At 69.5% G+C, this 23,679-nt stretch carries 28 protein-coding genes; 22 read left to right on the top strand and 6 right to left on the bottom strand.

The genetic code is table 11. The features are described 5' to 3' along the window. Positions 1–24: 24 nt before the first annotated feature. Together GKO32_RS22515 and GKO32_RS22520 are read right to left on the bottom strand one after the other, a co-directional pair. Positions 25–1,020, bottom strand: a complete 996-nt coding sequence (locus tag GKO32_RS22515) for a DUF5667 domain-containing protein (RefSeq protein ID WP_312868337.1) — start codon at positions 1,018–1,020, stop codon at positions 25–27. 40 nt (positions 1,021–1,060) lie between these two features. Further along, positions 1,061–1,672 carry a sigma-70 family RNA polymerase sigma factor gene (locus GKO32_RS22520; RefSeq protein ID WP_154758909.1) on the bottom strand — a complete coding sequence of 204 codons (612 nt, stop codon included), beginning with the start codon at positions 1,670–1,672 and terminating at the stop codon, positions 1,061–1,063. Between the two features lie 191 nt (positions 1,673–1,863). On the opposite strand from GKO32_RS22520, the gene GKO32_RS22525 reads away from it, so the two are divergent. The 19 genes from GKO32_RS22525 (at position 1,864) to GKO32_RS22615 (ending at position 19,838) form a co-directional block, all read left to right on the top strand. Further along, the gene (locus GKO32_RS22525; RefSeq protein ID WP_154758868.1) at positions 1,864–3,348 is read left to right on the top strand and encodes an AMP-binding protein; all 1,485 of its coding nucleotides are present in this window, start codon (positions 1,864–1,866) and stop codon (positions 3,346–3,348) included. Next, the gene (locus tag GKO32_RS22530; protein WP_154758869.1) at positions 3,345–3,590 is read left to right on the top strand and encodes a glutaredoxin family protein; all 246 of its coding nucleotides are present in this window, start codon (positions 3,345–3,347) and stop codon (positions 3,588–3,590) included. Before GKO32_RS22525 ends, GKO32_RS22530 begins: the two co-directional genes overlap by 4 nt. A gap of 29 nt (positions 3,591–3,619) precedes the next feature. After that, complete coding sequence (locus tag GKO32_RS22535) at positions 3,620–5,149, top strand: molybdopterin-dependent oxidoreductase (RefSeq protein WP_312868338.1); 1,530 nt, start codon at positions 3,620–3,622, stop codon at positions 5,147–5,149. 143 nt (positions 5,150–5,292) lie between these two features. Further along, complete coding sequence (locus tag GKO32_RS22540) at positions 5,293–5,718, top strand: type II toxin-antitoxin system VapC family toxin (protein WP_154758870.1); 426 nt, start codon at positions 5,293–5,295, stop codon at positions 5,716–5,718. Positions 5,719–5,890: 172 nt separating this feature from the next. Further along, a complete protein-coding gene (locus GKO32_RS22545; RefSeq protein ID WP_376765989.1) occupies positions 5,891–6,700 on the top strand; it encodes a redox-sensing transcriptional repressor Rex in 810 nt (269 codons plus the stop codon). Further along, positions 6,701–8,020, top strand: coding sequence for a glutamyl-tRNA reductase (locus GKO32_RS22550; protein WP_312868339.1), 1,320 nt, complete (start codon positions 6,701–6,703; stop codon positions 8,018–8,020). Beyond that, entirely contained in the window at positions 8,017–8,973 is a 957-nt protein-coding gene (gene hemC, locus GKO32_RS22555; protein WP_312868340.1) for a hydroxymethylbilane synthase, read from the top strand. The genes GKO32_RS22550 and hemC overlap by 4 nt, the downstream gene beginning before the upstream one ends. 32 nt (positions 8,974–9,005) lie before the next feature. Then, positions 9,006–10,538 (top strand): bifunctional uroporphyrinogen-III C-methyltransferase/uroporphyrinogen-III synthase, encoded by a 1,533-nt coding sequence (locus GKO32_RS22560; protein WP_154758871.1) that lies wholly within the window; start codon positions 9,006–9,008, stop codon positions 10,536–10,538. 62 nt (positions 10,539–10,600) lie between these two features. Further along, complete coding sequence (gene hemB / locus GKO32_RS22565) at positions 10,601–11,572, top strand: porphobilinogen synthase (RefSeq protein WP_312868341.1); 972 nt, start codon at positions 10,601–10,603, stop codon at positions 11,570–11,572. Positions 11,573–11,615: 43 nt separating this feature from the next. Further along, positions 11,616–12,080 (top strand): hypothetical protein, encoded by a 465-nt coding sequence (locus GKO32_RS22570; RefSeq protein ID WP_208024512.1) that lies wholly within the window; start codon positions 11,616–11,618, stop codon positions 12,078–12,080. Further along, positions 12,077–12,496, top strand: a complete 420-nt coding sequence (mce1N, locus tag GKO32_RS22575) for a transport-regulating membrane protein Mce1N (protein ID WP_312868342.1) — start codon at positions 12,077–12,079, stop codon at positions 12,494–12,496. The genes GKO32_RS22570 and mce1N overlap by 4 nt, the downstream gene beginning before the upstream one ends. A gap of 13 nt (positions 12,497–12,509) precedes the next feature. After that, positions 12,510–12,842 carry a hypothetical protein gene (locus GKO32_RS22580; RefSeq protein WP_312868343.1) on the top strand — a complete coding sequence of 111 codons (333 nt, stop codon included), beginning with the start codon at positions 12,510–12,512 and terminating at the stop codon, positions 12,840–12,842. Positions 12,843–12,867: 25 nt separating this feature from the next. Then, the gene (gene hemL, locus GKO32_RS22585) at positions 12,868–14,169 is read left to right on the top strand and encodes a glutamate-1-semialdehyde 2,1-aminomutase (protein ID WP_312868344.1); all 1,302 of its coding nucleotides are present in this window, start codon (positions 12,868–12,870) and stop codon (positions 14,167–14,169) included. Further along, complete coding sequence (locus GKO32_RS22590; RefSeq protein WP_312868346.1) at positions 14,166–14,792, top strand: histidine phosphatase family protein; 627 nt, start codon at positions 14,166–14,168, stop codon at positions 14,790–14,792. Before hemL ends, GKO32_RS22590 begins: the two co-directional genes overlap by 4 nt. After that, positions 14,789–15,361, top strand: a complete 573-nt coding sequence (locus GKO32_RS22595) for a TlpA family protein disulfide reductase (RefSeq protein WP_154758875.1) — start codon at positions 14,789–14,791, stop codon at positions 15,359–15,361. The genes GKO32_RS22590 and GKO32_RS22595 overlap by 4 nt, the downstream gene beginning before the upstream one ends. 46 nt (positions 15,362–15,407) lie before the next feature. After that, positions 15,408–16,181 (top strand): cytochrome c biogenesis CcdA family protein, encoded by a 774-nt coding sequence (locus tag GKO32_RS22600; RefSeq protein ID WP_312868347.1) that lies wholly within the window; start codon positions 15,408–15,410, stop codon positions 16,179–16,181. Beyond that, a complete protein-coding gene (gene resB / locus GKO32_RS22605) occupies positions 16,178–17,785 on the top strand; it encodes a cytochrome c biogenesis protein ResB (protein WP_312868349.1) in 1,608 nt (535 codons plus the stop codon). The genes GKO32_RS22600 and resB overlap by 4 nt, the downstream gene beginning before the upstream one ends. A 2-nt stretch (positions 17,786–17,787) precedes the next feature. Then, a complete protein-coding gene (ccsB, locus tag GKO32_RS22610) occupies positions 17,788–18,750 on the top strand; it encodes a c-type cytochrome biogenesis protein CcsB (RefSeq protein WP_312868350.1) in 963 nt (320 codons plus the stop codon). Then, positions 18,750–19,838 (top strand): MinD/ParA family ATP-binding protein, encoded by a 1,089-nt coding sequence (locus tag GKO32_RS22615; protein ID WP_154758877.1) that lies wholly within the window; start codon positions 18,750–18,752, stop codon positions 19,836–19,838. Before ccsB ends, GKO32_RS22615 begins: the two co-directional genes overlap by 1 nt. 127 nt (positions 19,839–19,965) lie before the next feature. Here GKO32_RS22615 and GKO32_RS38105 read toward each other — a convergent pair whose 3' ends face one another. Further along, the gene (locus tag GKO32_RS38105) at positions 19,966–20,142 is read right to left on the bottom strand and encodes a hypothetical protein (protein WP_166459697.1); all 177 of its coding nucleotides are present in this window, start codon (positions 20,140–20,142) and stop codon (positions 19,966–19,968) included. 132 nt (positions 20,143–20,274) lie between these two features. Then, the gene (locus GKO32_RS22620) at positions 20,275–20,484 is read right to left on the bottom strand and encodes a BldC family transcriptional regulator (RefSeq protein WP_154758878.1); all 210 of its coding nucleotides are present in this window, start codon (positions 20,482–20,484) and stop codon (positions 20,275–20,277) included. 294 nt (positions 20,485–20,778) lie between these two features. Between GKO32_RS22620 and GKO32_RS22625 the strand changes: the two genes are divergently transcribed. From GKO32_RS22625 to cds1, 3 genes are read left to right on the top strand one after another with little or no spacing between them, the layout of a single operon-like run. Continuing rightward, a complete protein-coding gene (locus GKO32_RS22625; RefSeq protein WP_312868351.1) occupies positions 20,779–21,264 on the top strand; it encodes an Lrp/AsnC family transcriptional regulator in 486 nt (161 codons plus the stop codon). Positions 21,265–21,294: 30 nt separating this feature from the next. Beyond that, positions 21,295–21,561: a DUF4229 domain-containing protein gene (locus GKO32_RS22630; protein WP_312868352.1), complete on the top strand. Its 267-nt coding sequence runs from the start codon at positions 21,295–21,297 to the stop codon at positions 21,559–21,561. Next, positions 21,558–22,625 carry an L-cysteine desulfhydrase Cds1 gene (gene cds1, locus GKO32_RS22635; protein ID WP_154758880.1) on the top strand — a complete coding sequence of 356 codons (1,068 nt, stop codon included), beginning with the start codon at positions 21,558–21,560 and terminating at the stop codon, positions 22,623–22,625. The genes GKO32_RS22630 and cds1 overlap by 4 nt, the downstream gene beginning before the upstream one ends. Here the strand turns inward: cds1 and GKO32_RS22640 are convergent. Both GKO32_RS22640 and GKO32_RS22645 read right to left on the bottom strand, forming a co-directional pair. Next, the gene (locus GKO32_RS22640; RefSeq protein WP_154758881.1) at positions 22,618–23,490 is read right to left on the bottom strand and encodes a 1,4-dihydroxy-2-naphthoate polyprenyltransferase; all 873 of its coding nucleotides are present in this window, start codon (positions 23,488–23,490) and stop codon (positions 22,618–22,620) included. The two genes, cds1 and GKO32_RS22640, sit on opposite strands and share 8 nt — an antisense overlap. Positions 23,491–23,514: 24 nt before the next feature. Next, positions 23,515–23,652 carry a hypothetical protein gene (locus GKO32_RS22645; RefSeq protein WP_154758882.1) on the bottom strand — a complete coding sequence of 46 codons (138 nt, stop codon included), beginning with the start codon at positions 23,650–23,652 and terminating at the stop codon, positions 23,515–23,517. Between the last annotated feature and the right edge of the window lie 27 nt (positions 23,653–23,679).

Below are 23,679 nucleotides of genomic sequence, written 5' to 3' on the forward strand. Positions count from 1 at the left end.
CTCGGCCAAGCGTAGCGATTGACCTCAGCCGATCCCCACCCCGGGAAGACCCGGGAGCAGCGGCGGAACGGAGATCAACGGCGGTGGCGGACTCGTCGTGGTGGTGGGCTGGCGCTGGCTCGTCGGCGCGATCACCGGCCCGTCGATCGCCGGTGGCGCCTGCGTGCTCGGCGGTGGCGGGATGACGGACGCCGACGACGGCCGTACAGGTGTCGCGGACGTCGGGTTTTGCCGTGCCGGCAACTGTTCCCGGCTCGGCGGAACCGGGCGCGGCACCGGTGGCCGCCCGGCCGGGGTGGTGTCCGCCGGCGGCATACACGAGCCGGATTCGGGAATTGCGCCGAGCTCGTCGGTCTCGGTCGTGGTGATCCGGAAACAGTCGAGCCGGGCCATCAAGGTCTGCGCGCGGGCCTCGATCCGGTTCAGCAATTCCGCCGAAGAGGTGAACCGGCCGAGTGCCGCGGACGGAACGGCCGGTCGCGCGGCGAGCAGTTTCGCCTGCTGCGCAAGCGACCACGAGCGCAGTTGGACGAGTTCGTCCCCACTGCCTTGCGTGGCCAGCCGGGTCAGCTCCGCCGTGCCCGCGGCCGCCTCGCGCTGGAAGTCCGCGAGCGTCGATTCGTACGCGACCAGCGCGGACGGGCCGAGCGCGGCCAGCTCGTCGAGCCGGTTCGAGGCGAACTCCAAATGCTTCTGTGCCTTGGCCGAATCGCCGAACGCCAGCCCCAGCTCGGCACTCTCACCGGCTCGTTTCACGCCGTACAACGCATCACCGGGCAGCGCACGGTCCGACAGCACCAGGCCGAGCCCGCTCAGTGCGATCACCAGCGCCACCGCCGCGGCCAGCACCTCGGCGAGGATGCGCCGGCGACGGCTGGGCCGGTCATCGTGGCGCAGCCGGCCGAGAATGGCGCCGCGCATGCGTTGCCGGGCCGCGGCGTCAGGCTTCGTGGCGTCACCGAGCTGACGCAGCCCGGAGATGACTTCCAGGTCGCGCCCCGACCACCTGGGTACGTCCACGTTCTGTGAACGACCGATGGGCCAAGTCAGTTACGGGCTTTCACCGCCACGCGGGCGGCAGGAGCTGACCCAGTCTCCGGACGGCCCGATGCTGCAACGCCTTCACCGCGCCTTCGTTGCGCTTCATGATCCGTGCGGTCTCCGCGAGTGACAGGCCCTCGACGAAGCGCAGCACGATGCACTCACGCTGGTCGTCGCCGAGCGCAGCGATGGCGCGCAGCAGCGCTTCCCGGGTCGCGCTCGTCATCGCCTCCTGCTCGGGCCCGTCTTCCCTGATCGTCTGCCCGGCGAACGGCGCCGAGCCGGTCTCCGACACCTCGTCGGTGACGAGTTCGAGCTTGTACCGGCTCGACTTCACATGATCGAACACGAGGTTGCGGGCGATGGTGATGAACCAGGCACCGACGTCACGGCCCTGGTAGCTGACCGACGTGATCCGGCGCAGCGCACGCAGGAACGTCTCACTGGTGATGTCTTCGGCGAGTTCACGATCGCCGAGCCGGAAGAACACGTAGCGGTAGACGACGTCGACATAGCGGTCATAGAGCGTGCCGAATGCCGTGGTGTCGCCGCGCTGCGCGGCGTGCACGAGATCCCAGGACCCGGTCTCCTCCTCGGAGCGTGCGAGCGGCGTGCCGGCGCGCAGGCCCATGGGGCGTGCGGCAAGCCAGTTCGTCACGGCCACTCCTCTGTCCTGGTCCGAGTGATCACCGCCACTCGGACGTCCAGGCAGCATACGTGTTGTTACCCGGAAGTAGGTAGTGGTCCCGGGTGCGGAGATGGGACGATCCGCGTGCGTCCCCATGACGGGGGAGGTGACAAGAAACGGGAGACACTGGGGTCATGTCCAACGTCGCCGCTCTGCTTGCCGCGGGAGCCGCTCGCCGCCCGGACGCCGTGGCACTCGTCGACACCTCCGCGCGGACGAGTTTCACCTGGTCACAGTTCGACGCCGCGGTCAACGGTCAGGCCGGGAAGCTGCGCGAGCACGGCGTGACGGCCGGTGACCGGGTCGTGTTGCGGCTGCCGACCTCCGCCGACTTCGCGATCGCGCTGTTCGCTGTCGCCAGGGTCGGTGCGATCGCGGTGCCGGTTTCTCCCACCGCGCCAGGAGCCGAGCTCACCACCGTCACCGGGCACAGCGGCGCGCGGTTCGTCATCAGCCGGGACGCCGGCGACGTCCGTCCCGATGTGCCGGTCCTGACGCCTTCGACCGAACCGGGCGAGCCGATCGCGGCGGTCGGCGGGGGCGAGGACATCGCGGTGCTGTCCTACACCTCCGGCACCACCGGACCGTCCCGCGGCGTGATGCTGTCCCACCGGGCACTGGTGGCGAATGTCGAACAGCTGGAGGCTGTGCCCGGCACGCTCCGGCACGGCGACCGGGTCTTCATCGCGATCCCGCTGTTCCACGTCTACGGTCTCGGCCCCGGTCTGCTGCACTCGGTGGCGGTCGGTGCGACCGTCGTGCTCGCCGAGCGGTTCGACGTGGTCAAAGCCCTCGAAGTGTGTGCGGCGCACCGGATCACGGCGATCGGCGGGGTGCCCGCCATGTACGCCGAGTTCGCCCGCATGCCTGCCGAGGAACTGGGCGCGGGACTCGCCTCGATTCGCTTGCTCAACTCGGGCGCGGCGCCGCTGCATCCGAAGGTGCTCGCGACCATCCGGGAGAAGACCGGGCTCGCGATCTTCGAGGGCTACGGGCTCACCGAAGCCGCGCCGGCGGTCACATCCACGCTGGTTACGGGGTACGCGAAGCCCGGATCGGTCGGGCGGGCGCTGCCGGGGATCGAGCTGCGGCTGGTCGAGTCGGACGGGGTCGCCGGGCCGGTCCCGCTGGATCCGGACGATCTCGACGACGCGTTCGCCGCCGACGATGCCGGCGCGGGGCTGGTGTCGTTGCGTGGCGCGAACCTGTTTTCCGGGTACTGGCCCGACGGTGCGCACGGGCCGGGGGAGGACGGCTGGTTCCGCACCGGCGACGTCGGTTACCTCGACACCGACGGCGATCTGCACCTGATCGACCGGGCGAACGACCTGATCATCGTCAACGGTTTCAACGTGTTCCCGCACGAGGTCGAGGAGGTCATCTCGGCGCTGCCCGAGGTCGCGGAAGTCGCGGTGGTGGGCGTGCTCGACGACCGCAGCGGCGAGTCCGTCAAGGCCGTTGTCGTTCCGGCACAAGGGGTTTCGCTTTCGGAGCAGCAGGTCGTGGACCACTGCGCCGGGCAGCTCGCCGGGTACAAGGTGCCGCGCACGGTCGAGTTCGCCGAGGCGCTCCCGCATTCGGCGACCGGGAAACTGCGGCGCGGTAACGTCGGGGCATGACGGTGACCGTGATGACCCGGCAGGGTTGCCACCTGTGTGAGCAGGCCGAGCAGGACGTCGAGCGGATCTGCGGCGAGCTCGGCGTCGCGTGGACCACGGCCGATGTGGACTCGGACCCGGAGTGGCGCGCGGAGTACGGCGATCATGTGCCGGTGATCCTGATCGACGGGGTCGAGCACGGGTACTGGCGCGTCGAGGAAGACCGGCTCCGTAAGGCTCTCGTAACCAGCACCCCACGGTGATTTAGCCGCGTCGCGCCAACAATGAGCAGGTGAGCACCGAGCTGGGTGAAGCGCCCGCCGAAGCGCCGCAGCGGCTGCCCGCGGCCGTCGCAGGACTGACCGGTGTGCTGGCGCTCGTCGCGGCACTGGGCGCCGGGCATCTCGTGGCGGCGTTCGTCGGCATCGGTGCCTCGCCGTATCTCGCCGTGGGCAACGCCGCGATCGACCTGACGCCCACGTGGCTCAAGGACTTCGCGGTCAGCGCGTTCGGCACGAACGACAAACCGGTGCTGCTCGCCGGGATGGCCGTGGTGATGGTGCTGCTCGCGGTCGTCGCCGGCCTGCTCTCGCGCGAGCGGCCGTGGCCGGGGCAGCTGATCATCGCCGTGTTCGGTGTCGTCGGGTGCCTGGCCGTGTGGAGCCGCCCCGACCTCGGGCAGGCCGCGCTCATCGCCCCGCTGGTGAGTCTCGCCGCTGGTGTACTGGCGTTCCGCTGGCTGCATCACGCGGCGTTGACCCGCGGTGTCTCCGCGAGCCGCAGGCAGTTCCTCGTCACCGCCGTCGTGGCCGGAGTCGCCGGCTTGGTCGGGCAATGGGCCGGTACGCGGAAGGATGCCGGCAGTTCGCGCGCGGCGATCGGCCCGCTCGTCCCCGCGCAGCCCGCGCCGCCGGTGCCGGCCGACGCGGATTTCGCCAAGCTCGGCACCCCGCCGTTCATCACGCCGAACGGTGACTTCTACCGGATCGACACGGCGCTGGTCGTGCCGCAGCTGCCCGCCCAGGACTGGAGCCTGCGCATTCACGGCATGGTCGACCGCGAACTCACGTTCAGCTACGACGACATCCGCCGCCGTCCGCTCGTCGAGCGTGTTGTGACGTTGTGCTGTGTGTCGAACCCGGTAGGCGGGCCGTACATTTCGACGTCCCGGTTCGTGGGCGTGGACCTGGCGGAACTGCTCACCGAGGCGGGTGTTCAGCGGGGCGCGCAGCAGCTGTTCTCGACCAGTACCGACGGGTTCACTGCGGGCACGCCGGTGTCGACGATCATGGAGCCCGGCCGTGGCGCGATGCTCGCGATCGGGATGAACGGTGAGCCGCTGCCGATCGAACACGGCTTCCCGGCGCGCCTGGTCGTGCCGGGGCTGTACGGCTACGTTTCGGCCACGAAATGGGTCACCGACCTGGAACTGACGACGTGGGACGCGAAGCAGGCGTACTGGCTGCAGCGCGGCTGGGCGGAGCAGGGGCCGATCAAGACGGAGTCCCGGATCGACGCGCCGGACGGCGGAGTGGCGGCGGGCAAGGTGCGGGTCGCGGGGATCGCGTGGGCGCAGCACACCGGGATCGACAAGGTCGAGGTGCGGCTCGACAGCGGGCCGTGGCAGCAGGCGGTGCTGTCGGCTGAGGTCACGACGGACACGTGGCGGATGTGGTGGGCCGAGCTCGACGCGGCACCGGGCCCGCACAGCGCGACGGTCCGCGCCACCGACCGCTCCGGCTACACCCAGACCGACCGGCTCGCCGACGTCGTCCCCGACGGTGCGACCGGCTGGCACACCATCACGTTCACCGCGCACTGAGCGGGTGCATGCAGGTAAGAATGCCTGTGTGGTGAGCATCGAAATTCGGGAGGTTGGCGGCGCCTACTCGTCCGAAACGGGAGAAGCCGCCCCGATGATCGCCGAGCTTCGCGCGGAACGTGATCGACGGAACGCCTCGACGCATGATCGTCATTGACGCGTCACAGCTGGTCGAGGCGCTGGTCAACGACAGCGTCCTTGGCGACCTGGCGCAATCGGCGTTGAACGCCGACCCCCGCTGGGTAGCGCCCGAACCCCTTCGCGTCGAGGCCACTTCCGCGATCAGGGGTCTTTTGCTTGCGAAGAGGATCAGCGGAGAGCGCGCCGACACCGCCGTGAGCACCCTCAACCAGCTCACGGTGGGCTATGCGGCTTGGGCTGAGGTTGCCGACCGAGTGTGGGAACTGCGGCACAACCTGACGCCCTATGACGCCGCGCACATCGCACTCGCCGAGGCGAGGGGCTGCAATCTCGTTACTACCGACTGGAAACTGTCCGACTGCTCCGCCGGTCGCTGTCAGGTTGATGTCGTCGGCGCTCCCGCACCTGCGCCTCGAGCGGGGATCTGAGCGGCACTGAGCCCGATTGTGTCTCTGGTCATGCCCGCGACCAGCGACTTTGTGCCTGCGTTCACAAGTGGCTACCGTATGGCTTACCCCCCGCGCGGCACGGTATCGAACCGGAGTTCGTCCGCCGGGTCAAGGAAAAGTTTCCGATGGTGACGGTGACGAGGAGGCCGGCGTGGCGGTACGGCGTGGCCGACGAAACGGCGCCAGATCCGACGACGCTGTCGACCTCGGCGCTTCTAAGATCACTGCCGACAACGCACCCACCGCCGAAATGCCTGCCGTGACCGACGGGGCCGATCCGGTCGTCCGCGTGAAGTCGATTCCCGAGGCCGCCGTCGCCCGCCTCGCGGTGTACCTGCGGGTGCTGTCCGCCATGGCCGAGCAGGGCGCGACCACGGTCGCCAGCGAGGAGCTCTCGGCCGCCGCCGGGGTCAACTCCGCCAAGCTGCGCAAGGACTTGTCGTATCTGGGCTCATACGGCACCCGCGGCGTCGGCTACGAGGTGCAGGTGCTCGTCGGCCAGATCGAGCGCACACTCGGGCTCACCCGCCAGCACAAGGTCGCCGTGGTGGGAATCGGGAACCTGGGGCACGCGTTGGCCAATTACGGCGGATTCCCCGGCCGGGGTTTCCCCGTTGAAGCGCTGTTCGACGTGGACGCCGACCTGATCGGCATCCCGGTCGGCGGGATCCCGGTCTCGCATCTGGACGACATCCCCCAGGTGTGCGCGGATCGCGGCATCTCCATCGGCGTGATCGCGACGCCGCCGACCGCGGCACAGTCGGTATGCGATCGCTTGGTCTCCGGCGGCGTGCAGTGCATCCTGAACTTCGCGCCCGTGGTGTTGCAGGTACCGGAGCACATCGAGGTCCGGAAGGTGGACCTCGCCGTGGAGCTGCAGATCCTGTCCTTCCACGTGGCGCGGCGCGCGGACGAGAACAACGGCGCCCACCCGGTGGGCAACGGAATGGTGGTGCGGTAAGTGTCTGTGTTGGCCGTCGGGCTGTCGTATCGCACCGCGGATCTGGGCACGCTGGAACGCGCGGCGATCGCCAGTGAAGACCTGGAGAAGGTCTTGCACGCCCTCCAGCAGTCCGAAAACGTGCACGAAGCGATGCTCGTCTCGACCTGTAACCGCGTCGAGGTGTACGCGGTCGTCGAGACGTTCCACGGTGGCCTCTCCGACGTGTCCGAGGTGATGGCGCGGCAGGCCGGGTGTGTCGCCTCCACCCTCTACGACAACCTGTACGTGCACTACGCGGGTGCCGCGGTCGAGCACATCTTCTCGGTGGCTTCGGGGCTGGACTCGATGGTCGTCGGCGAAACCCAGATCCTCGGCCAGGTCCGGAACTCCTACGCCGTCGCGCGCGAGGCGGGCACCGTCGGCCGCACGCTGCACGAGCTGATCCAAACCACGTTGCGGGTCGGCAAGCGGGTGCACACCGAGACGGGGCTCGACAAGTTGAGCGCGTCGGTGGTGTCCGAGGCGCTGGGTGAGACACAGGACCTCGCGGGCAAGCACGCGGTGATCATCGGCGCGGGTTCGATGGGTGCGCTGGCCGCGAGCCAGCTGCGCAAGGCCGGAATCGGCCGGATCACCGTGATCAACCGGACGTTGGAGAACGCGCAGCGGCTGGCCGCGAACGTCACCGAGCTCGGGGTGCCCGCGGCCGCTGCCGGGATGCCCGAGCTGGCCGCCCGCCTCGTCGAGGCCGATGTCGCGATCAGCTGCACCGGTGCGCAGGACGTAGTGCTACAGGCCGGGCACATCCTGCCGCGCGACGGGCGTGAGCTGGTGATCTGCGATCTCGGCCTGCCGCGTGACGTCGAGCCGTCCGTCGCGGCGGTGCCCGGCGTGCGCGTCGTGGACCTGGAAACCGTGCGCCGGCGGATGGATTCGATCGGCGGCGCGTCTTCGGCCAAGCAGATCGCCCGCGCGACCGGGATCGTGCTCGACGAGGTGCGCGAGTACCTGGCCGGTCAGCGCAGTGCTGCGGTCACCCCAACCGTGACGGCGCTGCGCAAGCGTGCCGCCGAGGTCGTCGACGCGGAGCTGCTGCGTCTCGACAACCGGCTGCCCGAGCTCGAAGCGGGCGTGCGTGACGAGTTCGCGCGGACGGTGCGCCGGGTCGTCGACAAGCTGCTGCACGCGCCCACGGTGCGGGTCAAGCAGCTCGCGGCGGACGCGCAGGGCACCGATTACGCGAACGCGCTACGCGAACTGTTCGAGCTCGATCCCGCATCGCCGGCCGTCGTCGCGAGCCCCTCTCCCCAACCCAGTACAGACGGTGAAACCCAGTGACACGAACCATCAGGATCGGCACCAGAGGCAGCGCACTCGCTCTCGCCCAGACCGGCATCATCGCCGAGGCGTTGCGTCAGGCGGGCGAGAACGTCGAGATCGTCAAGGTCTCCACGCCTGGTGACCGCTCGCACGCCGCGATCGCCGAGATCGGCGTCGGCGTGTTCACCTCTGCGCTGCGGGAAGCGTTGCAGCGCAAGGAAGTTGATGTCGCGATCCACTCGTACAAGGACCTGCCGACCGCGCCGGAACCGGGCATCGTGCTGGCCGCTGTGCCGTTGCGTGAGGACCCGCGGGACGCGCTGATCGCCCGTGACGGGCTGACTCTCGGCGAGCTTCCGCAGGGGTCGACGGTCGGCACCGGTTCACCCAGGCGGATGGCGCAGCTGCGGGCGCTCGGGCTCGGTTTGGAGATCGTGCCGATTCGCGGCAACATAGACACCCGGCTCCGCAAGGTCGCCGACGGTGAGCTCGATGCCGTCGTGCTTGCGCGGGCCGGTCTCGCGCGGCTCGGCCGGGCGGGAGAGATCACCGAAACACTGGACCCGATTCAGATGCTGCCCGCACCCGCCCAGGGTGCGCTGGCGGTGGAATGCCGCGTCGACGACGTGGACATCGAACACCTGCTTCGGTCCATTGTGGACGATGAAGCGACGCGGGCCGCGGTGACGGCCGAGCGCGCGATGCTGGCCGCGCTCGAGGCCGGCTGCAGCGCGCCCGTCGGTGCGCTGGCCGAGGTGGTGGAGGATCTCGACGCGGAAGGCTCGGTTATCGAGCGGGTTTCGCTGCGTGGGGTCGCCGCCGCCGGACTCGACGGGGAGTCCGTGGAGCTGATCCGCGCCTCGGCCGTCGCGGACAAGAGCGATGCGGAGCGACTCGGCCGTCAGTTGGCCGCGGAGCTGCTCGACCTGGGTGCCGGCGCGTTGTCCGGCCCCGGCCGCAACCAACGTTGACAGAGATATCCGGTACTGGAGAAAGAAAAACAATGACCCCCGCGCGGAATACCGCTGGGCGCGTCGCATTCGTGGGCTCCGGCCCCGGCGACGCCGGATTGCTGACCGTTCGTGCCCAGGAACTCCTGGCGAAGGCCGAGGTCGTGGTCACCGACCCCGATGTGCCGTCCGGGGTGCTCGCCGCGGCCAGCGCGGACGCCGAGGTGCGGCCCGCGGTCGGGGAGCCGGGCGAGGTGGCCAAGGACCTCGCGGGCGAAGCGAAGGCGGGGCGGCTCGTGCTGCGCCTGATCAGCGGGGACCCGCTGACGCTGCCCGCGGCGGTGAGCGAAGTGCAGGCGGTCGCGAAGACCAGTGCCGTGTTCGAGGTCGTGCCAGGCGTTTCGCCGGGCGTGGCGGTGCCCGCGTACGCCGGTATCGCGCTCGGCGGCGCGTACACCGAGGTGGACACCCGTGGCGAGGTCGACTGGGCCGGGCTGGCCGGTGTCAAGGGGCCGATCGTGCTGCACGCGACGTCCGCGCATCTCGCCGAGGCCGCCGGCGCTCTGGTCGAGCACGGCGTGGCGGCGTCGACACCGGTTGCGGTGACGTCGAACGGGACGATCAACACACAGCGCACGCTCGACAGCACGCTGGCCACGCTGGCGCAGGACGCCGGGGAACTGGTCGGTCCGCTGGTCGTGACGATCGGTGAGGCGGCCGGGCAGCGGTCGAAGCTGTCCTGGTGGGAGTCGCGGGCACTGTACGGCTGGAAGGTGCTGGTGCCGCGCACCAAGGAGCAGGCCGGCGAGATGGCCGACCGCTTGCGCAGCCATGGCGCGACGTCGCACGAGGTGCCCACGATCTCGGTGGAGCCGCCGCGGAGCCCGGCGCAGATGGAGCGCTCGGTGAAGGGCCTGGTGGACGGCCGGTACCAGTGGATCGTGTTCACGTCGGCCAATGCCGTGCGCGCGGTGTGGGAGAAGTTCGACGAGTTCGGCCTTGACGCGCGGGCTTTCTCGGGTGTGAAGATCGCCTGCGTCGGCGAGGCGACGGCGGAGCGGGTGCGCGCGTTCGGGATCAACCCGGAGCTGGTGCCGAAGGGCGAGCAGTCGAGCGATGGGCTGCTGGCGGAGTTCCCGCCGTACGACGACATTCTGGACCCGGTGAACCGGGTGCTGCTGCCGCGGGCCGACATCGCCACGGAGACCCTGTCGGCGGGCCTCGTCGACCGCGGCTGGGAAGTGGACGACGTGACGGCCTACCGCACCGTGCGCGCCGCCCCGCCGCCGGCGGAAACCCGCGAGATGATCAAGACCGGCGGTTTCGACGCGGTGTGTTTCACGTCGTCGTCCACCGTCCGGAACCTGGTCGGCATCGCGGGCAAGCCGCACACGCGGACGCTGGTCGCCTGCATCGGCCCGAAAACCGCGGAGACAGCGGTGGAGTTCGGCCTGCGCGTGGACGTCCAACCCGAGACGGCGGACATCCCGCACCTCGTCGACGCACTGGCCGCCCACGCGGCGAAGCTGCGCGCCGAAGGGGCACTGCCGCCGCCCCGGAAGGCCAAGCGCACCCGGCGAAGCTGACGAAAATGCCCTCCCACACCTGGTGCGGGAGGGCATTTTCGTTACGGAGTACCGTCGTTGCCGTGTTTCCTGAGTTTCGGCCTCGTCGGTTGCGGGGGACCGCCGCGATGCGGCGGTTGGTGAGTGAGACGACGCTGCGCCCGCGCCAGTTGATCCTGCCTATGTTCGTCGCCGAGGGGGCGGCTCAGCCGCGGCCCATCTCGAGTATGCCGGGGGTCGTGCAGCACACCCGCGAGTCGCTGCGCAAGGCCGCGGTTGACGCGGTGCGTGCCGGGGTCGGGGGGCTGATGATCTTCGGCGTGCCGCAGACCCGCGACGCCACCGGGTCCGGGGCGACCGACGAGCACGGCATCCTCAACGTCGCCCTCCGCGACCTGCGCGCCGAGCTCGGGGACGACACCGTGCTGATGGCCGACACCTGCCTCGACGAGTTCACCGACCACGGGCACTGCGGCGTCCTCGACGCCGACGGGCGCGTGGACAACGACGCCACCCTCCGGGTCTACGCCGAGATGGGGGTCGCGCAGGCCGAGGCCGGGGCGCACATGCTCGGGCCGAGCGGCATGATGGACGGCCAGGTCGGGGCCATCCGCGAGGCGCTCGACGACGCCGGTCACCAGGACACCGCCATTCTCGCCTACTCGGCCAAGTACGCGAGCGCCTTCTACGGCCCGTTCCGCGAGGCCGTCGACTCCCAGCTCAAAGGCGACCGGAAGACGTACCAGCAGGATCCGGGCAACGCGCGTGAGGCGTTGCGTGAGATCGAGCTCGACGTCGCCGAGGGCGCCGACGCCGTCATGATCAAACCCGCGCTTGCGTACCTCGACATTCTCCGGGCGGCCGCCGAGGTGTCGCCCGTGCCGGTCGCCGCCTACAACATCTCCGGTGAGTACGCGATGGTCGAGGCCGCCGCGGCGAACGGGTGGCTCGACCGCGAGCGCACCATCCTCGAGGTCCTCACCTCGATCCGCCGGGCCGGCGCGGACATGATCCTCACCTACTGGGCGGCCGAAGCCGCGGCCTGGCTCGACTGAGCCCCGAGCCCGCACGCAGCGGCCGCGCAGTATTCTCGGCGTGGTGAGCACCCCCGAAGCGCCCGAGCCTGCGAACCCGCCGAAAGCGGTCCAGGTGTCGTTCTGGCTGTGGGTCGCGTCCGGGATCGTGTTCCTCGCCGGGTACGTCATCCTCTTCCTGAACCGCAACCAGCTCGTCGCGCAGATCATCAAGACCACCACCGACCCCGCCGCGACACCGGACCGGATCCGCTCCGGGGCCACCCAGGCGCTGGTCATCGCGCTCGTCGGCGCGGTCTGCCTCACCGCGCTGACCCTGCTCTTCGCGTGGAAGGCGCGGCAGGGCACGCGCTCGGCGCGCACCGTCCTGGTCGTGCTGACCGTCATCAGCCTGCTGGCCCAGATCGGCCTCGGGCTGGGCAGCCTGATCACACTGCTGGGCACCCTGGTGGGGCTGGTCGCGCTGCTGCTGATGTTCCTGCCGAAGTCGACGACGTACTTCCCGAAGGTCTCCCGCAGGGCATTGTGAGCGAGGCGCGATACCTCGAGCCCGGGGCGAAGTGGTCGGCGCTGCTCTACGGCCCGCTGTTCGCCGTGCTCGGTTACCTTGCCGAACTCCTCACCAGCACCACGCACACCGTCGCCTGGGTTCTCGTCGGGCTCGGACTCGCCACGATCACCGCGCCGTGGATCCACGCGCGCCGCCGGTTCCTCACGGTCAAGGTCACCGACACCGACCTCTGGGCTGGCCGGGAATCCTTGCCGTTGAAGGAAATCTCCGAGACCAGCGACGTAGGCGCACCGACCGGGGCGCGGGTGCTCGGCGGCGGCTGGGGCACCCCGCGCAAGTACGACGAGCTTCCGATCCGCCTCACCGACGGCACGGTCGTCGTGGCCTGGGCGAAGGATGTGCGAGCTCTGCGCGCCGCCCTCGAACGGACATGAGAGCCTTGTCACCGTGAACACTCAGCCGAAGCTGCACCGGCCGTGGCGGTCCTGGGTCGCGGTCGCCGAGGTGCTGCTCGCCGGCGTCGCCATCTGGCTCGCCTTCCCGGTGTGGGACCTGGGCGTGAAAACGCTGACCGTCCAGCTCAGCGACGGTGCCGTGCTCACCTCGACCCGCTACATCGGCAGCTGGATGGCGGGGGCGATCGGGCTCGGCCTGCTGTCCGCGCTGCTGCTCGTCGACGCCGTCCGCGAACTGCTGCTCGCGGTCCGTGCCAGGCACCGCCCCAAGCACCGCGAACGGGACTCCGAAGGCTTCTTCGAGGGCCACCTGAACGAGGCATGACAACGCCTTTGCAAGACTGACAGTCGTGGCATACCGAGTCGATCAGTCCAAGGCATGGTTCGAGCGGGCGACGGCCGCGACACCCGGTGGCGTGAACTCGCCGGTGCGCGCGTTCAACGCGGTCGGCGGCACCCCCCGGTTCATGGCCCGCGGTGAGGGTCCGTACCTGTGGGACATCGACGGGAACCGCTACGTCGACCTGGTCTCCTCGTGGGGGCCGATGATCCTCGGACACGCGCACCCGGCGATTGTCGACGCCGTCACCCACGCCGCTCGTCACGGACTGTCCTTCGGCACGCCGACGACCGGTGAAGTGGAACTCGCCGAGGAGATCATCGCCCGCGTCGACCCGGTGCAGCAGGTGCGCCTGGTCAACTCCGGCACCGAGGCGACCATGAGCGCGATCCGGCTCGCCCGCGGTTTCACCGGGCGCAGCAAGATCATCAAGTTCGCCGGCTGCTATCACGGCCACGTGGACGCGCTGCTCGCGCAGGCGGGTTCCGGCGTTGCGACGCTGGGCCTGCCGACCTCGCCCGGCGTCACCGGCGCGCAGGCCGCGGACACGATCGTCTTGCCGTACAACGACATCGAGGCCGTGCAGAAGTCCTTTGTGGACAACCCGGGGGAGATAGCGGCGATCATCACCGAGGCTGCCGCCGGGAACATGGGTGCGGTCGCCCCGGTGGCCGGGTTCAACGCGGGCCTGCGCGAACTCGCCCATGCCAACGGTGCCTTGCTGATCATGGACGAGGTCATGACCGGCTTCCGCGTCTCGCGCGCAGGGTGGTTCGGCCTCGACGCGGTGCCCGGTGACCTCTACACGTTCGGCAAGGTCATGTCCGGTGGTCTGCCGGCCGCGGCCTTCGGCGGGCGGGCGGACGTGATGGCCAAGCTCGCCCCCAGCGGGCCCGTCTACCAGGCCGGCACGCTGTCCGGGAACCCGGTCGCCGTGGCCGCGGGGCTGGCGACGCTGCGCGCGGCTGATGACGACGTGTACCGCGCGCTCGACTCGAACTCCCAGCGCCTCGGCGCCCTCTTCGGCGAAGCGCTCAAGGCCAAGGGCGTCGCACACCACGTCGCGTACGCGGGCAACCTGGTCAGCGTGTTCTTCACCGAGCGGCCCGTGCACAACTACGAGGACGCGAGCCGCGCCGAGACCTGGCGCTTTCCCGCGTTCTTCCATGCGCTGCTCGATCGCGGCGTCTACGGGCCGCCGAGCGCGTACGAGGCGTGGTTCGTGAACGCGGCCTTGGACGACGCGGCGTTCGGGATCATCGAAGCGGCACTGCCGGCCGCGGCCGAGGCGGCGGCGGAGGCACGCCCGTGACAACGATCGTGCACCTGCTGCGGCACGGCGAAGTACACAACCCGGAGCAGATCCTCTACGGCCGCCTGCCCGGGTTCCGGCTGTCCGAACGTGGCCGGCGTCAGGCCCTTGTCGTCGCGGAAGCCGTTGCGGGACATGACATCGTGCACGTCGTCGCGTCGCCGCTGCAGCGCGCGCAGGAAACGGCCGCGCCGATCGCGGGTGCGCACCGGCTCGACGTGCACACCGACGAGCGGCTGATCGAGGCCGCCAACATGTTCGAGGGCAAGCGGGTCTCGGTCGGTGACGGCGCGCTGCGCAACCCGCGGTACTGGCCGCAGCTGAGCAACCCGTTCCGCCCGTCGTGGGGCGAGCCGTACCTGGAGATCGCGCGCCGCATGCTGGGCGCGGTGTACCGGGCCCGCGCGGCGGCCGAAGGACACGAAGCGCTGTGTGTGTCGCACCAGTTGCCGATCTGGACCCTGCGCCGGTTCCTGGAAGCGAGGCCGTTGTGGCATGACCCACGGAGCCGGCAGTGCTCGCTGGCGTCGTTGACCAGCCTGGTCTTCGATGGCGAGGAACTGGTCGAGATCGTCTACAGCGAGCCGGCCGGTGCGACGGATCCGAAGGTGACCGGGGCATGAAAAAGCTGCTTCTCGTCCTGCTGACGCTCGCGCTGGCGGCCGGGTGTTCGACCGGCAAGGACGCGGTGTCCCAGGGCAGCAGCTTCCAGTTCGTCGCGCCCGGCGGCAAGACCGACATCACGTATGACGTCGCCGACCGCAAGCCGATCCCGAACCTGTCCGGCGACGACCTGATGAACGACGGCAAGCAGCTCTCGCTCGCCGACTTCAAGGGCAAGGTTGTGGTGCTGAACATCTGGGGCCAGTGGTGTGCACCATGCCGCACCGAGTCGCCCGAGATGGAGAAGCTCTACCAGGCCGAGCAAAGCAAGGGCGTGCAGGTCCTCGGCTTCGACGTGCGTGACTTCGACCGCTCCGCCCCGCAGGACTTCGTGCGGGATCGTGGCCTGACCTACCCGTCGATCTACGATCCGCCGGGTCGCGGCCTGCTGCGGCTGTCGGGCTATCCGGTCAACGTCGTGCCCTCGACGATAGTGATCGACAAGGAACAGCGCGTCGCGGCCGTCTACCTGCGCAGTCTCCTGGCGTCCGACGTCCAGCCCCTGGTGCAGAAGCTCGCCACCGAATAGCCAACCCGAAAAGCTCACGCGGAACTCACTGCTTACCCTCAGCAGAGTGAACTCCGTGACCGAGCTGGCGACCTCCGGGCCGCTGCTGCTCGCTGCCGGAGTGGCGCTGCTCGCGGGCACCGTCTCGTTCGCCTCGCCGTGTGTCGTGCCGCTGGTCCCGGGTTACCTCGCGTATCTTGCCGCGCTCGTCGGGGCGGACGCGCCCGCGGTCAACATCGACGAGGACCGTAAAAAGGGCCGCTATGCGGTCGTCGGCGCGGCCGGGTTGTTCGTCCTCGGGTTCACGGTGGTGTTCGTCGCCGGGCTCGGCACGCTCGTCTGGCTCGCCGACGCCGTCCTCGGCAACCAGGCACTGCTGCAGCGCATTGGCGGCGTTGTCACGATCGCCATGGCGCTGGTGTTCCTCGGCCTGATTCCGGCTCTGCAGAAGGACATCCGCTCGCATCGCGTGCCTCGTGGCGGGTTGTGGGGCGCGCCGCTGCTCGGAGCGGTGTTCGGCCTCGGCTGGACGCCGTGCATCGGCCCGACGCTGTCCGGTGTGCTGGCCATCGCGACCGCGACCGGCAGCCAGGGGGCCCGCGGGTTCCTGCTCGTGCTGATCTACTGCCTCGGCCTCGGCCTGCCGTTCCTGCTGATCGCGCTCGGCGCCCGGTGGGCGGTCCGCGCGACGGACTGGTTGCGCCGCAACGGCCGCCGCGTACAGATCTTCGGCGGCACGCTGCTGCTGGCCGTCGGCATCCTGCTGGTGACCGGGCTGTGGGGAGACCTGGTGAGCTGGCTGCGCGACGCGTTCGTCACGGACACGGTGTTACCGCTGTGACCGCGACCGAAAGTCCACCGACATCCCAGTACCGGCCGACGCCGGCCAAGCGTGTCCTCGCGTTCTTCCGCAACACCTGGCGCGGCCTGACCGCGATGCGCACTGCGCTGATCCTGCTGTTCCTGCTCGCGCTGGCCGCACTGCCCGGCGCCCTGCTGCCGCAGCGTGCGCTGAACCCGCCGAAGACCGACCAGTACATCGCCGACCACGGCTGGTGGGGCACGCTGCTGGACCGGCTGCAGTTCTTCACCGTCTACTCCAGCGTCTGGTTCTCGGCGATCTACCTGCTGCTGATGGTCTCGCTGGTGGGCTGCCTGCTGCCGCGCAGCTTCGACTACATCCGGTCGATGCGCGCCAAGCCGGTGCTCACACCGCGGAACCTGTCTCGGATGCCGCACTTCCGCGAGGCGACTACCGAGCGCGGCGCCGATGACGTGCTGACCGCGGCCCGTGCGCGCCTGCGAGGCTGGCGGACCGTCGAGCGAGACGAGGGCGACGGGGTCCGCAGCCTCAGCGCCGAACGCGGCTACCTGCGGGAGACCGGCAACCTGGTGTTCCACTTCGCGATGCTCGGGCTGATCATCGCGTTCGCGCTGGGCAAGATGTTCACCTACGACGGCCAGGTGATCGTGCAGGCCACCGGCGGCCAGGACGCGGTGTTCTGCAATTCCGGCATCTACGCCTACGACTCGTTCAACCCCGGGCTGCGCGTCGACGGCACCGATCTCGAGCCGTTCTGCGTGAAGATCAACGATTTCACCGCCCAATACACGGAATCCGGCGAACCGACGCACTATTCGTCGAATATCCAGTACCAGTCCGGCGCGGACCTGACGAGCGGCACGTGGAAGCCGTACTTGCTGGAGGTCAACGCGCCGCTGCGTACCGCGGGCGACCGCGTCTACCTGCTCGGCCACGGGTATACGCCGATCTTCACCGTCACCTACCCAGGCGGTGACAAGCGGACCCAGGCCACCCAGTGGCGGCCGGAGAACCAGGTCACCTACCTGTCCGACGGTGCGACGAAGTTCGACCCGCCCGGCGTCACCGACGCGGCGGAACGGCGCACGAAACAGCTCGCGATCACCGGGTTGTTCGCGCCGACGTCGTTCCTGCACGGTGGGGTGCTGACTTCGACCGCCCCCGGGTTGAACAACCCGATGGTGGCGATCGACGTGATGCGCGGCGATCTCGGTCTCGACTCCGGCAAGGGCCAGTCGATCTTCGAGATCGACCAGTCCATGGTGGACGACGGACGGCTCAAGCGGGTCGCGAGGCAGAACCTCGAAGTGGGCCAGTCCCTGACGCTCGACGACGGGACGAAGGTCAGCTTCGACGGGGTCCAGCAATGGGTTTCGCTGCAGGTCTCGCACGATCCGACCCAGGGCTACGTGCTGGTGTTCGCGATCGCGATGCTGGCAGGGCTCGGTGCGTCGCTGCTGGTCAAGCGGCGGCGTGTGTGGCTTCGGGTACGCCCTGCGGACGGCGACGGAAACGGTACCGTGGTGCAGGTGGGCGGGCTGGCCCGCACTGATCAGGCGGGCTACGGCGAGGAGTTCACCCGGATCGCGGATGAGCTGCTCTCGGGTGGAAAGAGGAAGTAGAAGTGCCGGTCAACGAGACGTTGTCCCAGTACAGCGACTGGTCGTACACCACCGCGACCGCGATCTACGTGCTGGCGCTGGTCTTCTTCCTCATCGAGCAGTCCTTCGGCAGCCGGGGCCGCAGTGCGGCGGAACGCGCGAAGGCACGTCAGCTGGTCGGCGCCGGCGCCCCGACGCCCGACACCGCCGACGCCCCGCCCGCGCCGCGTGGCCGCGCCGAGCGGATCGGCCGGATGGGCGCCTCGCTGCTGGTGCTCGGTGCACTGCTGCACCTGGCCGCGCTGGTGTTGCGTGGGCTGGCGACGCACCGCGTGCCGTGGGGCAACATGTACGAATACATCATGGCGGTGACCTTCATCGCCGTGGTGACCTGGCTGTACGTGATCCGCAAGTTCCCGGTGCGTCACTTGTCCGGCTTCATGCTGCTGCCGGTCGTGATCCTGATGTTCCTCGGCGGCACGGCGCTGTACACGGTCGCGGCCCCGGTGGTGCCGGCGCTGCAGTCGTACTGGCTGGTGATCCACGTGTCGGCCGCGGCGACGTCATCGGGCATCTTCCTGGTGCCGGGCGTGGCGAGCGTCCTGTACCTGATCCGCAGTGCCTACGACCGCAACCCGGCCCGCTTCGCCCGGTTCGGCGCGCGGTTGCCGGAGGCGGACGTGCTGGACCGCGTCGCCTACCGCACGACGGTCTTCGCGTTCCCGTTGTTCACCTTCGGCGTGCTGTGCGGCGCGATCTGGGCGGAGTCGGCCTGGGGCCGGTTCTGGGGCTGGGACCCCAAGGAGACCACGGCGTTCATCGCGTGGGTGGTCTACGCCGCGTACCTGCACTCGCGCGCGACCGCCGGCTGGCGTGGCACCCGCGCAGCGGTGATCAACACGCTCGGGTTCGCGGTCACCGTGTTCAACCTGTTCTTCGTCAACCTGGTCACGACGGGCTTGCATTCGTACGCCGGGGTCGGCTGATGACGGATCCTCGCGAGTTCTCCGAGGAGCGCACTGACTCGACGTCCCACCCCGGGCCGCCGCGGCAGCGGCCGCCCGTGCAGCACGGCGGGTATGCGCAGGACCCGAACCTGCCGCCGTTGCAGCCTGCGCAGTCGCAGTACCCACCGCTGCCGCAACCCTCGCGGTCGCGGCCGGAGATGCCGGGCGCGCCGGTGCGCCCCCCGAAGCGGACTCCCCGGTCGGGCTGGCGCAAGGCCGTTTACGTGGGCAGCGGCAAGCTGATCAACCCCGGGGAGAGCCCGGCGGAGCGGCGGCAGCGCGAGCTGACCGCGCGGGTGAACCAGCCGCTGCGGGGCTGTTTCAAGATCGCGATGATGAGCCTCAAGGGCGGGGTCGGCAAGACCACGATCACGACCACGCTGGGCGCGACGTTCGCGTCGCTGCGCGGGGACCGGGTGATCGCGGTGGACGCCAACCCGGACCGGGGGACGCTGTCGCAGAAGATCCCGATCGAGACCACCGCGACCGTGCGGCACCTGCTGCGGGACGCGGACAAGATCACGCGCTACAGCGATGTCCGCGCGTACACGTCGCAGGGTCCGTCGCGGCTGGAAATCCTTGCCAGCGAACAGGATCCGGCCGTGTCGGAGGCGTTCTCGGAGCTGGACTACCTGCGTGCGGTGAGCCTGCTGGAGCACTACTACAACATCGTGCTCACCGACTGCGGTACCGGGCTGATGCACTCGGCGATGAAGGGTGTCCTGGACTCGGCCGATGCGCTGGTCGTGGTGTCGTCGGGTTCGGTGGACGGGGCCACGAGCGCGTCGGCGACGATCGACTGGCTCGACGCACACGGCTACGGTGACCTGGTCAAACGCTCGATCGTGACGATCAACTCGGTGCGCCCGAAGGCCGGATCGGTGGACCTGGACAAGCTGGCCGCGCACTTCAGTGCCCGCGCGCGAGCGGTGTGCCAGATCCCGTTCGATCCGCATCTGGAAGAAGGCGCCGAGATCGAACTGGACCGCCTCCAGCCCGGCACCCGGCTCGCCTTACTGGAACTCGCGGCCGCGATGGCCGACGCGTTTCCGTTGAAGGGGCTTTAGATTCCCGGCTTCCGCGCGAGTTGACCTTTCCGGCCGCGCGAGTTGCGCGTTCCGGCTGCGCGAGTTGCACGTTCCCGCCGCACGCAACGCTCAACTCGCCCGCACGCAACGCTCAACTCGCGGGGGTTTAACTTTCGTCTTCGGGGCGGCGCTGCTGCTCACCGAGCGAACGCAGGAAATCGGGGTCGTCGTCAGGGGCGACCGGCGCCCGGCGGGAGGAAACCCCGACACGCTCCGGGCCGAACGCGCGCCACAACAGGACGGCGATCGTGAGCGCCCCGATCAATGCGAGCAGATAGATCATGCCCGCTCCCTTCCGAAACCGTGGTGCCTGCCTGTCCGAGCGTAGCCCCTCGGGAGGTGTTCGGGGATCGGCAGCCACGGGCCCGCGGCTGCCGGCGGTCGCTCCGCCGGGGCCGCGGGTTCGGCCGGAGTCTCAGCCGCGAGCAGGCTCGCTGGCGTCTGTGGTGAGCTCGGCGAGCAGCGCGTTGACCTCGGACTCCCGGAACCGCCGGTGCCCACCGGGGGTGCGGATCGAGCCGATGCGGCCGGCCGTCGCCCAACGCGTCACCGTCTTCGGGTCAACCCGGAACAACGCGGCGACTTCGCCGGGAGTGAGCAGCCGCCCACCTACGGTCGCGGTCATTTTCCGCCTCCTTAACGCCTGCACTGCTATACCCGAAAACATCTGCCGTCCCGGGCGAATAACACGGCAATCGTTGCACTTCACCCGCCAGGTACTCGAACGGTTGTCGAAGAGTAAAGAGGTAGTAAGGGACAAATCGCCCAGTCTGGACAGGGTCGTCCTGTTACCCTGTGTCGCCGCTGGGGCCTGCCCGGGAATCAGGACGCACCGTGCGTAGGCCAGGACCCGACTCCGTCGGGTGGCTTCGCCTCCGCGCAATCGGCTCCGCCGATTCACAGGATTAGGGTGACCTTTGTGGACGCACTGGACCGCAAGATCATCGCCGCGTTACGGGAAAACGGGAGGGCGACCTACGCGGAGCTCGGCAGAACCATCGGCTTGTCCGCGTCTTCGGTGCACGAGCGGGTCGGCAAGCTCGAGGCGGCGGGCGTCATCACCGGCTATCACGCGGTCGTCAACCCCAGCACGGTCGGGCTCGGTGTCACGGCGCTCGTCGGCATCCAGCCCACGGATACCGCGGAGAACGACGAGCTCGCGGAGGCACTGGCCGGTCTTGCCGAGGTCGAGAGCTGTTACGCGGTCGCGGGGGACGAGGCGTTCGTGGTCAAGGTGCGGGTGTCCACAGTGGACGACCTGGAGCTGACGCTCGGGCGGCTGCGACGCATCACAGGGGTGGCGCGCACACGGACCACGGTGGTGCTGTCCACCCGTTTCGAGGGGCGGCCCAACAACAGCGAGCTGGACGACGAAGCCACTGGTGGCACGGGTGCTCGACCATGACGACCAGCGCCGAGCGTAGCCTTGGTGGCCGTGAGCGAACGACAGACGTTGGGCCGTGACCTGACTCTTTACCTGCTGGCGCGCTTCGGTCTGATCGCCGTGGTGGCCGTCGTGCTGCTGCTGGCCGGAGTGCCGCTGCTGGTCGCGCTCGCGGTGGGCATCGTCGTCGGGCTGCCGGTCGGTTTGCTCGCGTTCCGCGGCCTGAACGCCCGGGTCACCGCAGGGCTGGCCGCGCGCAACAAGCGCCGCGCGCGTGAGCGGGCGAAGCTGCGCGCCGAGCTGCGAGAGGCGGAATGAACCGCGCCTGGGTCCGGGAAGCGGTACGCCTCATCGAGGCCGACGCGAACCGCAGCGCCGACACCCACCTGCATGTGTTCCCGCTGCCCGCCGAGTGGGGTATCGACCTTTATCTGAAGGACGAGTCGGTCCACCCGACCGGCTCGTTGAAGCACCGCCTCGCGCGGTCGCTGCTGCTGTATGCCCTGGTCAACGGGCAGGTCGGGCCGGACACGACGCTGATCGAGGCCTCCAGCGGTTCGACGGCCGTGTCGGAGGCGTACTTCGCGCGGATGCTGGGGCTGGACTTCGTCGCGGTGATGCCACGCAAGACGAGTCCGGAGAAGATCCAGCTGATCGAGTTCTACGGCGGGCGGTGCCATTTCGTCGACATCCCGTCCGCGATGTACACCGAGGCCGAGCGCCTGGCCGCGGAATGCGGCGGCTACTACCTCGACCAGTTCACCTACGCCGAGCGCGCGACGGACTGGCGCGGCAACAACAACATCGCCGAGTCGGTGTTCGCGCAGATGCAGTTGGAGCGGCACCCGGTACCGTCGTGGATCGTGGTCGGCGCCGGTACCGGTGGGACGAGCGCGACCTTCGGCCGGTACGTGCGCTATCGCAGGCACACCACCAAAATCTGTGTCGTGGACCCGGAGAACTCGTCGTTCTACGGGGCGTGGCAGACGGGCGTGATGGACTACACCACGGGGATGCCGTCGCGGATCGAAGGGATCGGGCGCCCGCGGGTCGAGCCGTCGTTCGTGCCGCAGGTGATCGACGAGATGATCCAGGTCCCGGACGCCGCTTCGATGGCCGCGATCCAGTTGCTGCGTGAGCGCACGGGTCACTGGGCGGGCGGCTCGACGGGGACGAACCTATACGGCGCCTTCCAGTTGATCGCCCGGATGCTGGCGGCGGGCCAGACGGGCTCGGTGGTCACGCTCCTGTGCGACGGCGGCGAGCGGTACGCGCACACGTACTACAACGACGAGTGGCTGGCCGACCAGGGTCTCGACGTCGACGCCGAAATGGCGGTGCTGGAAGACTTCTTCCGCACCGGCCGGTGGCCGGTCAGCTGAACGCCAGCGACAGTCCACTGAGGACGGACCAGGCGAGCATCACCAGGCCGGTGTCCCGCAGTACCGGGATCAGGCCGGGACCGGTGCCGCCGGTGCGGATCGCTTTCAACGGGGCGCGCAGCAGGACCGCGCTGAGTACGGCGATCAGCGCCAGCGGGTGCCAGATCCCGACGAGAATCGTGATGGCGTAAGGGATGCTGACCAGCGCCAGGTAGAGCCGCCGGGTGCCGGCGTCGCCGAGGCGCACCGCGAGGGTGTTCTTCCCGACCTCGCGGTCGGTGGGGATGTCACGCAGGTTGTTCGCGGTCAGCACGGCCGTGGAGAAGCAGCCGACGGCGACGGCGACACCGAGGGCGACCCAGCTGAGCCTGCCGGCCTGGACGTACACCGTGCCGAGCACCGCCGCCAGGCCGAAGAACACGAAGACCGCGATCTCGCCGAGGCCCGCGTACCCGTAGGGCTTCTTGCCGCCCGTGTAGAACCAGGCGCCGATGATGCACAGCGCGCCCATCACCAGCAGCCACCAGCGACCGGTGGCGATGACCAGCGCCAGGCCCAGTACACCGGCCAGGCCGAGACAGCTGAGCGCGGCGGTCAGCACCAGCCGTGGCGCGGCGACACCCGAACCGACCAGGCGCAGCGGGCCTACCCGGTTCTCGTCCGTGCCGCGGATGCCGTCCGAGTAGTCGTTGGCGAAGTTCACGCCGATGATCAGCGACAGTGCCACGAGCAGCGCGAGCAGCGACTGCCACCACGAGAAGGCGCCCTGTTCGATCGTTACCCCGACCCCGGCCACGACCGGGGCCACCGCGTTGGGCAGCGTCCGGGGGCGGGCCCCCTCAATCCACTGTGCGACTGTCGCCATGTCACCCATTGTGGCGAACGGTGCTTACTCCCCGAGGACCGGGACGGACCAGGTGAGCGTGCCGCTGCCGGGTTCCCCCGCCGCCGCGGCGGCCGAAGCAGCCGGGGTCACAGCGATGGCCACGGCCACGAAGGCCAGGAGGGCAAAGACGAAGCGTTTCATACGATCGAGTGAAACGGGACTGTCTGT

It is taken from the genome of Amycolatopsis pithecellobii, from assembly GCF_009707865.1.
GTDB classification, from domain to species: Bacteria; Actinomycetota; Actinomycetes; order Mycobacteriales; family Pseudonocardiaceae; genus Amycolatopsis_E; species Amycolatopsis_E pithecellobii.